General features: G+C 68.2%; 8 protein-coding genes and 1 pseudogene. 4 read left to right on the top strand and 5 right to left on the bottom strand.

What is annotated here, in order from left to right:
• The 3 genes and pseudogenes from ACYVAN_RS11750 to ACYVAN_RS11740 all read left to right on the top strand — a co-directional run.
• A pseudogene (locus ACYVAN_RS11750) lies at positions 1–1100 on the top strand (hypothetical protein); the annotation flags it as partial.
• 113 nt (positions 1101–1213) lie between these two features.
• On the top strand, positions 1214–1861 hold the full coding sequence (gene phoU / locus ACYVAN_RS11745; protein ID WP_460958709.1) for a phosphate signaling complex protein PhoU: 648 nt from the start codon (positions 1214–1216) through the stop codon (positions 1859–1861).
• A gap of 170 nt (positions 1862–2031) precedes the next feature.
• On the top strand, positions 2032–2883 hold the full coding sequence (locus ACYVAN_RS11740) for a helix-turn-helix domain-containing protein (RefSeq protein ID WP_460958707.1): 852 nt from the start codon (positions 2032–2034) through the stop codon (positions 2881–2883).
• Positions 2884–3054: 171 nt separating this feature from the next.
• On the opposite strand, the gene pstB is transcribed toward ACYVAN_RS11740, so the two are convergent.
• The 5 genes from pstB to mshD form a co-directional block, all read right to left on the bottom strand.
• A complete protein-coding gene (gene pstB, locus ACYVAN_RS11735; protein ID WP_460958705.1) occupies positions 3055–3831 on the bottom strand; it encodes a phosphate ABC transporter ATP-binding protein PstB in 777 nt (258 codons plus the stop codon).
• 16 nt (positions 3832–3847) lie between these two features.
• Positions 3848–4762, bottom strand: coding sequence for a phosphate ABC transporter permease PstA (pstA, locus tag ACYVAN_RS11730; RefSeq protein WP_460958703.1), 915 nt, complete (start codon positions 4760–4762; stop codon positions 3848–3850).
• Positions 4759–5700, bottom strand: a complete 942-nt coding sequence (pstC, locus tag ACYVAN_RS11725; RefSeq protein WP_460958701.1) for a phosphate ABC transporter permease subunit PstC — start codon at positions 5698–5700, stop codon at positions 4759–4761. Before pstC ends, pstA begins: the two co-directional genes overlap by 4 nt.
• Before the next feature lie 168 nt (positions 5701–5868).
• Positions 5869–6984 carry a phosphate ABC transporter substrate-binding protein PstS gene (gene pstS / locus ACYVAN_RS11720; protein ID WP_460958699.1) on the bottom strand — a complete coding sequence of 372 codons (1116 nt, stop codon included), beginning with the start codon at positions 6982–6984 and terminating at the stop codon, positions 5869–5871.
• 218 nt (positions 6985–7202) lie between these two features.
• On the bottom strand, positions 7203–8171 hold the full coding sequence (gene mshD / locus ACYVAN_RS11715) for a mycothiol synthase (RefSeq protein WP_460958697.1): 969 nt from the start codon (positions 8169–8171) through the stop codon (positions 7203–7205).
• A gap of 115 nt (positions 8172–8286) precedes the next feature.
• On the opposite strand from mshD, the gene ACYVAN_RS11710 reads away from it, so the two are divergent.
• Complete coding sequence (locus ACYVAN_RS11710) at positions 8287–9549, top strand: APC family permease (RefSeq protein ID WP_460958695.1); 1263 nt, start codon at positions 8287–8289, stop codon at positions 9547–9549.
• The last annotated feature ends 48 nt before the right edge of the window (positions 9550–9597 follow it).

The following is a 9597-nucleotide window of genomic DNA, read 5'->3' as shown; positions in this document are numbered from 1 at the left end:
CCCGGCCGGACGCCGCGCCGCCGGCCGACCAGCAGCACCGCGGGCGCCCCGCCACCGCCGCTCCGAACGGCGCACCGGTGGCGGGTACCTCCGCTCCAGCGGGCCCCGGTGAGGAAACCCGGGTCACCGATGCGATCGCCGGGAGCGAAGCACCCGGTGCGCGCGGGCCGGGCGCCGGTAGCGGCGCGACTGCCCCGCACAACGGGCGCGAAACCGCCTCGGAAGCACCCGAGACACGCCGGTTCGCCGCGATCCCCTCGGACGGTCGTCGGCCGTCCGAGCCGCACCGAAAGCCACCGCAGCCGGAGGCCCCGCAGGCACAGGCCGCCCCGGCCCCGCCCGGTCCACACGCTGCCCAAGCTCCGCCTGCCACCCAGACACCTCCCCAGGCTCCGCCTGCTCCCGCTCCCCACGCTCCGCGGGCTCCCTCGCCCCAAGCAGCGGCCCCCCAGGCGGCGCCTCCCCAGGCAGCGGCACCACCGGCGCCCGCCCGCCGCGACCAGCAACGCCCGCAGGCGCCCTCCGCCGACCCGGAGGCGACCACCCAGCACCCAGCGGTCCGAGCCGACCCGGGCATGGAGCAGACCGTCGTATCCCAGGCGATCGCTCCGGCGGAGACGGACCGGAAGGGCGGCGCGCAGCCGGGCAAGCCGTCGGAGGGCCGGGCGAACGCCGCTCCCACCGGCGCGGACGCAGTCGACGAGTTCGACTTCGACGAGGACTTGGACGACGAGGACTTCGAAGAGGACTTCGAGGAGGACCCCCTCGACGACGACGCCGACGAGCGCTCTCCGAGCGACAGCGACGAGATCAAGGCCATCGACGCGACGCTGGCCCGCTTCTCCGCGGTGCACGACCAGATCGCGGTCGAAGAGGCCGAGCGTCGCAAGAAGTTCTCGTGGCTGCGCGGCTCGCACAAGGAGCCCGAACTCGGCAGGGACATGCCGTTCGACTTCGCGGAGGGGCGGGACGCGCAGTCCTCCCGCGTGGAGTGGAAGCAGCAGCAGCGCAAGCGCCGCACCACGCGAATCGTGCAAGTGCTGGCCGTCGCGGCCGCGGTGACGCTGGTGGTGGTCACCGGCATCGGCCTGACTGCCTGACCAGGCGCGCGTGGCGAACACCATTTCATCCGAACGGGTTACTCATGTCCCGTTCACCGCCGGTTCACCGCGCGGCGCCTCGCACGATTCCTCCGCGACGTAGGGTGTCCGGTATGCGTGAGGTCTACCAGGAACAACTCGGCAAGCTCGCGGACGAGCTCTCCTCGATGTCGACGATGGTCGGCACTGCAATGGAACGGGCCACCACGGCGCTGCTGGAAGCCGACCTGTCCCTGGCCGAGCAGGTCATCGACGAGGACATCCGGGTCGACGAGGCGCGGGCACGAGCCGAAGAGCACGCGTTCGGGCTGCTGGCATTGCAGGCCCCGGTCGCCGGTGATCTTCGGACCGTGATCTCCACGATCCACGCCGCCGAAGACCTGGAGCGGATGGGCGATCTGGCCCTGCACGTGGCCAAGACCGCCCGGAGGCGCCACCCGCACCCCGTCCTTCCCGAGGACGTGCAGCCGTACTTCTCCGAGATGGGCAAGATCGCGGTCAAGCTCGCCGGACGGGTGCGCACCGTGATCCAGACCCAGGACGTCGAAGCGGCGCGCGGCCTTGAGGACGACGACGACGAGATGGACGATCTGCATCGGCACCTGTTCACCGTGATGATGAGCCCCGAGTGGGCGCACGGTGTCTCGGCGGCAGTGGACGTGACGCTGCTCGGCAGGTTCTACGAGCGGTTCGCCGACCACGCGGTCGCGGTCGCGCGTCGCGTGGTGTTCATCGTGACCGGGGCGATGCCGAACACCTGACTCGTTCACACGGTTCAGTGGGGCTCCGTGCGATCAGGAACTGCGAATTCCGTCTCAATGACCGATGCTGTTGATCGCCACGTGCGATGCTCGATCGGGTGAGAGGTCGCACGGGGCCCGGCTGACCACACCTCGGCCGGTGGGATCCCTACTCGGTCGGAAGGTGCGGTATGCGCAAGAGCCCCACCGTGCACCGCAGGCGGCTGGGCAGCGAGCTGCGCAGGATGCGGGAGAGCGCCGGGCGCACTCACCGGGAGGTCGCGGCGCAGCTGGACTGCTCCCAGGGCAAGATCAGCCAGATCGAGCTCGGCAGAGTGCCGGTGCGCACCTCCGACGTGCGGTTGATGGCGGATTTCTACGGCGCCGACGAAGGTCAGGTCACGTCCCTGGTCGACCTCGCTCAGGACTCCAAGCAGCGCGGCTGGTGGCAGGAGTACCCGAGCATCGCCCAATCGACCGGCCTGGAGACGTACCTGGGGCTGGAGACGTCGGCCAAAGCGGTGAGCTGCTTCGCGGCGGGGCCGGTTCCCGAATTGCTGCAGACCGCCGAGTACAGCACCGCGCTGCTCGGCGCCCGCGGCCGCACGCCGGAGCAGGAAGAAGGCCGGGAACGACTCGCCGTCACCACCGCCCGCCAGCAACGGTTGCACGGAGAACAACCGCTGGAGCTGTGGGCGGTACTGGACGAGGCGGCGCTCCGCCGGAACGTGGGCGGCTCCGACGTGCTGCGGCGGCAACTGGAGCACCTCGTGCTGATGGGCTACCGGCGCAACATCACCATCCAGGTGCTGCCGTTCACCACCGGGGGGCATCCGCTGCTCGGTGACAGCGTCACGGTGTTCTCGTTCGTCAACGCCGCCGACCCGCAGATCGTCCACCTCGGCGACTCCGCCAGTTCACGCTTCCTCGACAAGTCCGCCGACACGCACGGCTACCTGACGGCCTTCGAGCAGGTGTGCGCGACGGGTCTGCCGCCCAAGGAGTCGAGCTCGTTCATTTCCGCCGTCGCCGACGCGTGCTGACGCGCACGCCGGCCCGTCCGCGGCCGGGCCCGTCGACGACCGGTGCGACCGACATCGACAACAGCGGGGTTCAGAACAGCGGGATTCAGGACAGCGGCATCCAGAACAGCGGGAGCGAGGACGACGGGTGGAGCGAGAACGCCCCGCCCCACCCGTGGGATACCTCGTCGATCAGCCGAAGCGGCCCGAGATGTAGTCCTCGGTGGCCTTCTGCGAAGGGTTGGAGAAGACCTTGCCGGTCTCGTCGATCTCGACCAGCGAACCGGGCTCACCCACCGCGCGCAGGTTGAAGAACGCCGTCTGGTCGCTCACCCGCGCGGCCTGCTGCATGTTGTGGGTCACGATGACGATCGTGTAGTCCTGCTTCAGGGTGGCGATCAGGTCCTCGATCGCCAGCGTGGAGATCGGGTCCAGCGACGAGCACGGCTCGTCCATCAGCAGCACGTCGGGCTGCACCGCGATCGCACGAGCGATGCACAGGCGCTGCTGCTGACCGCCGGAGAGGCCACCTCCCGGCTTGCCGAGCCGGTCCTTGACCTCCTCCCACAGGTTCGCACCGCGCAGCGCTTGCTCGGTGATCTCGTCGAGCTTCTTCTTGCTCTTCTCGCCCGAGAGCTTGAGCCCGGCGACGACGTTGTCCCGGACCGACATGGTCGGGAACGGGTTGGGGCGCTGGAAGACCATGCCGATGGTCCGCCGCACCTGCACCGGGTCGACGGCAGCTCCGTAGATGTCCTCGCTGTCGAGCAGGACCTTGCCCTCGACGCGGGCACCGGGGATGACCTCGTGCATGCGGTTGAGCGACCGCAGCACGGTCGACTTGCCGCAACCCGACGGTCCGATGAACGCGGTGACGCTGCGGGCCGGAACCTGCAGGGTCACGTCATCCACGGCATGGAACTTGCCGTAGTAGAGGTTGAGGTCCTTGATGTCGAGACGCTTGGCCATGAGTCGAGGTACCGCCCTACTTGGTCTTGACCGCGAACACCTTGGACAACAGGGTCGCCGCAAGGTTGATCAGCATGATGAGGAGAACGAGGGTCAGCGCTGCACCCCACATCCGGTAGTCACCGGCGGTGGTGCCCGTGCTGCGCTCCATGAAGATGGTCAGCGGCAGCGAAGCCATCTCACCCTCGAAGAGATTGAAGTTGATCGAGCTGGCGTAGCCGACCAGGATCAGCAGTGGTGCGGTTTCACCGAGCACCCGAGCGAGACCGAGCATGATGCCGGTCAGGATTCCGGACAGCGCCGTGGGAAGCACGATCTTGATGATGGTCTTCCACTTGGGAACGCCGAGCGCGTAGGAGGCTTCGCGCAGTTCGTCGGGCACGATCAGCAGCATCGTCTCGGTGACCCGCACGACCACGGGGAGCATCAGCAGCACGAGTGACAGCGCCACCGCGAATCCGCTTCGGTCCAAGCCGAAGGTGGTGATCCACAGCGCGTAGATGAACAGGCCCGCGACGATCGACGGCAGACCGCTGAGGATGTCCACCATGAACGTGGCGACCTTGGCCAGCGTGGTGCCCTTGCCGTACTCGATCAGGTACACGCCGACCATCACGCCGAGCGGTACCGCGAAGATCACGCAGACCAGGCCCTGCAGCAGGGTCCCCATCAGCGCGTGGTAAATGCCGCCACCGAAGTCGTTGGGCAGCAGTCCGTTGAAGGAGTGGCTCCACCAGTCCGCGGCGAGCATGGGCGTGAGCCCGCGCTCGAGCAGGGTGTAGAGCACCCAGAGCAGCGGGACGACCGCGAGCACGAACGAGATGGTGAAGACCGTGGTGGCCAGGTTGTTCCGGAGCCTGCGACCCCACCCCAGGTGTTGGAACGCCGGGGTGGCGGCGAGCTGCTCGACGTCAGCGGCGTCCGTCCTCATTCTTTCCCCTCACCGCTGCCGCCTTCGATCAGGCGGGCGAGCGCGTTCACGGCGAACGTGATGATGAACAACACCAGACCGGCCGAGATGTACGCGCCGACCTGGAGGTTGTGGTTGAACTCGGCCGAGCCGAGGGCGATCTTCGAGGCGAAGGTGGCACCGGCGTCGAAGACGCTGTACTGCGGTGGGGCGAAGGTGAAGCTGAGGATGATCGTCAGCGCGACGGTCTCACCGAGCGCACGCCCCAGTCCCAGCATCGAGCCGCCGACGAACCCGTTGCGGCCGAAGGGCCACACCGTGGTGCGCACGACCTCCCACTTGGTGGCGCCGAGCGCGAGCGCACCTTCGATCTGCGCGGTGGGGGTCCGCTGGAACACCTCGCGGGTCACGCCGGTGATCGTCGGCAGGATCATCACGGCGAGGACGATTCCCGCGGTGAACACGTTCGCGCCGCTGTCGGCCCGGACGTTGCCGTCGGCGAAGATCGGCACCCACCCGAGGTTCTGGTTGAGCCACACCGATACGGGTTCGATGACCGGCGCCAGCACCAGCGCGCCCCACAGGCCGTAGATGACCGAGGGCACCGCGGCGAGCAGGTCGACGAGGTAGGCGAACGGCCGCGCCATGGAGCGCGGCGCGTACTGGGTGAGGAACAGTGCGATACCGCAGGACAGCGGCATCGCCAGTGCCAGGGCGACGATCGAGCTGGCCACGGTGATCCAGGCCAGGTCGAGGATGCCGAACTTCAGGTTGCCCGGATCGGAGGTGTCCCAGACCCTGCTGAACAGGAAGCTCACCTGGTTGACCTGCAGGGACGGAACCGCCCTGATCAGCAGGAAGATCCCGATCGCGGCGATCAGCGCGATGACGAAAACACCCGAGCCGGTTGCGACCGCGGAGAACACGCGGTCACCGACTCTGATCACTTGCTTCTTCACAGGTGCGTCAGGAGCGGAAATGGGATCCTCCGGTCCGGAACTGTGCGCCGAAGCGCCCCGCGAACCACCGGAATCACCGGCGGGCGCGGGGCGCTGATCGGCTGTTGTCGAGTCGGTCACTGCTCGCTGCAGCCTCTCACTTCGTCACGCGTCGGAATTGTCGCGGATTCAGGAAATCGCGTTGACCGCTTCGAGGACCCGGCCCTTGAACCGCTCCGGAAGCGCCACGTATCCGGCCTCTTCCAGCTGCTTCGGGTCGGCGTTGGCCGCCACCTTCAGCACGGCCTTGACCGCCTTGGCGGTCTCCGGGTCGTAGCCCTTCGAGCACACGATCTCGTAGGTGTTCAGCACGATCGGGTAGACGCCCTCGGAGTCGTTCCCGTAGATCGACTTGAGGTCGACCCGCATGTCGTTGCCTTCGCCCTCGAGCTTAGCGCCTTCGATGGCCTTGCCGACGGTGTCGGTGTTGAGCTCGACCGGGCCGGATCCGCTGTCGATCTTGGCGATGCCCAGGCCGAGGTTCTTCGGGAAGGACCACTCGGCGTAGGTCAGGCCGCCTTCGGTGGCCTGCACGGACTGCGCGACCTGGTCGCTGCCGTTACGTCCCTGGCCGGTGCCGGGGCCGGGCCGGAACTGCTTGCCCTCGCCGGTCCACTGGCCGTCGGTGGCCGTCTTGAGGTACTTCTGGAAGTTCGCCGACGTACCGGACTCGTCGGAGCGGAAGAACGGCACGATGTCGATGTCCGGCAGCTGCGCCTGCGGGTTCAGCTGCTGGATCGCCGGGTCGTTCCACTTCTTGATCTCGCCCTGGTAGATCTTCGAGATCAGTTCGGCGTTGAGGGTCAGATCGTCGACGCCCGGAACGTTGTAGGACATCGCGACCGGGCCGAACACCATCGGAATGTTCCAGGCCGGATTGCCCTGGCAGCGTTCGGCCGCCTGGGCGACCTCGCCGTCCTCCTCGCTCAGCGGCGAGTCGGACCCGCCGAAGTCCACCTGACCCGCGGTGAACGCGGCCACACCCTTGCCCGAACCGGACTTGGTGTAGTTCAGGGTCTGGCCTTCGCACTTGATCCCGTAGTCGCGGGCGAAGATGTCCATCGCGTTCTTCTGCGCCGAGGACCCTTCCGCCGAAACCGTCTTCGTCCCGCACGCAACGTCGAGGCCCTGCAGAGCCGGGTTGCCGCCGCCCTCCGGAACGTTCTGGTCGGTCCCGCAAGCCGAGAGCACGAGGGCGCTCGCTGCGAGAAGTCCCAGCGAAGCACCGTGCCGCTTGATCTGCACTCGTTCCTCCACTCAAAAAGGAAAGTCGTGGACGCTGCGGCACGCGCTGCCGCTGGACAGGGAGATTAAACAGCGGGAGTGGACATGCCCCCGCACTCAGGTTAACGAGAAATGAACAAGGCACTCTAAGTAAGCAGAGACACAGTTCTTGGTTGAAGTCGACCAACGATCGGGTGATCAGAGGGGCTTCTTCGTGGGACATACCCGACCGCCCGGCATCACCGTCCGAACTGGACGTCGGTGTCCCACTTCTCAAAGCCCAGCCGCTGGTAGATCGCGATCGCAGGTGCATTGTCCGCCTCAACGTAGAGCATCACTCGGGGCCGGCCAGTGTCCCGCAAGTACCGCAGACCTGCTACTGTGAGTGATCGACCAAGGCCATTACCCTGAGTGTCCGGGTCGACACCCACGACGTAGACCTCGCCCGTTCCGTCCGGATGCACCTTGGTCCAGTGGAAACCGAGCAATCGGTCAGCGGCGTCCACCGCGAGCAGGAATCCGTCCGCATCGAACCAATCCTCCTGCTCCTTCTCCCGCAGATCGGCCTCCGTCATCTCGCCCTGCTCCGGATGCCACGAAAACGCACGGTGATTGACCCGGACGACGGCCGATTCGTCCTGTCCGGGCCGAAATGCACGGATTGTGACTCCCTGCGGCAGCGACTCCTCCGGGAGTTCGACCCCGGCGAACTCCATCCCCATCCGCCACAGCTCCCGCGGGCGCCCGAGTCCGAACCGCTCCGCCAGTCGCAATGCTCCCGGGTGTTCACCGTGGGACCAGATCCGCAACCTGCCGGTGTCGGCTGTCCCCTCGGGCTCCGGCTCGACCGGCAGTTCCGCGCGCTCCAGCAAACTCTCGACCAGGCGGGCACCCACGCCCTGCCGCCGGTGCCTGGGATGCACCGCCAGCTCGGCCACCAGAACGCCCTGGTCGCTCTCGTGCTCGGTGTCCAGATGCGCGTACCCGGCGAGTTCGCCGCCCGGGTCCCGCACCACGAAGTGCTCCGAACCCGCCACATCCGCCTGCACCGGCTCGATCTGGTGAACCACATCACGGCGCGACTTCAACCGTAGGATCACGTGTTCTCCTACCGGAGCAACGGAGTCGGCGCCTTCCGTTTCGGAGAGCAGGCCCATCACTTCGGCCGCTTCGGCTTCGTCCAGTCCATTTCGCCATGTCAGCTGCACGTCCTCGACGTTACCCACCGCGCGGCGTCGGCAGCGTGAGGTGGCAGGCGTTGGCGTGCTCTCTTCCGGCGGAACACACCTCCACACGACCGGCAGCGAACCAGCAGGAGCGGCAGTGGCTGACCTGACCAGACGACTCGGAACCACCGACGCGGTCGTGATCGGCCTCAGCTCGATGATCGGGGCCGGACTCTTCGCCGCGTTCGCACCCGCGGCCGCGGCAGCCGGCTCCGGCGTGCTGATCGCCCTCGCGATCGCGGCCCTGATCGCTTTGTGCAACGCGAGCAGCTCGGCCGCACTCGCCGCGCGGTATCCCTCGGCAGGCGGCACCTACGTCTACGGTCGCAAGCGACTCGGCCCGTTCTGGGGATTCCTGGCGGGCTGGGGTTTCGTCATCGGCAAGACGGCCTCGTGCGCCGCGATGGCGCTGACCGCCGCGACCTACCTCGTGCCCCACTCCCCGAAACCGGTGGCGGTGGTCTTCACCGTGCTGCTCGGCGGGATCAACTACGCCGGTGTCACCCGGACGGCGAAACTCGCCCGCGTGCTGCTGACGGGCACGCTCGCTGCGCTCGCCTGCACCCTGGTGGCTATCTGGTTCGGTGGGGGCATCGATCCCGCCCAGGTGTGGTCGAGCCCACCGGAGGTGACCGTCGCAGGCGTGCTGCAGGCCGCCGGGCTGCTGTTCTTCGCCTTCGCCGGATACGCGCGCATCGCGACGCTCGGCGAAGAGGTCCGCGAGCCGGAACTCACCATCCCGCGAGCCATCCCGATCGCGCTCGGCCTCGTGGTCGGCCTCTACGCCCTGGTCGGCGTGACGCTGCTCGCCGGGATGGGACCGGACGGACTCGCCGCCGCGGCGGCGCCACTGGCCGCGGCCGTCCGCGATGGCACGCTGGCGGGACTGGCCCCGGTCGCGGTGGCGGGCGCGGGCATCGCGGCCCTGGGCGCGTTGCTGGCGCTGCTCGCCGGGGTCGGACGCACGACCTTGGCGATGGCACGGGGGCGCGACCTCCCCGCCGGGTTGGCGGCCGTGCACCCGCGCTTCTCGACCCCGCACCGCGCCGAAGCATTGATCATCGTGGTGGTGGTGGGCCTGATCCTGCTCACCGACCTGCGCGGCGCGATCGGCTTTTCGTCCTTCGGGGTGCTGGTCTACTACGCCATCGCCAACGCCGCCGCGTTCACCCTGCCCCGGTCACAGCGCTGGTTCCCGCTCGCGTTGCCGGTCGTCGGGTTCGCCGGTTGCGTGGCGCTCGCGTTCTCGCTGCCCGGACAGGCCGTGCTCAGCGGCTCGGCCTGCTTCGCGATCGGCGCGGTGCTGTGGCTGGTCCGCACCCGGCTGGCCCGGACCGGCGACCACACCCCACCGGGCTGAGGCCGGCTCCGAGCCCCGGCGGTCCGAACGGCCGCTCGACGCGTGCAG

Source organism: Parasphingorhabdus pacifica, from assembly GCF_054779195.1.
The sequence above is the reverse complement of the archived record's forward strand: the minus strand, read 5'-3'. Positions and strand labels throughout refer to the sequence as shown.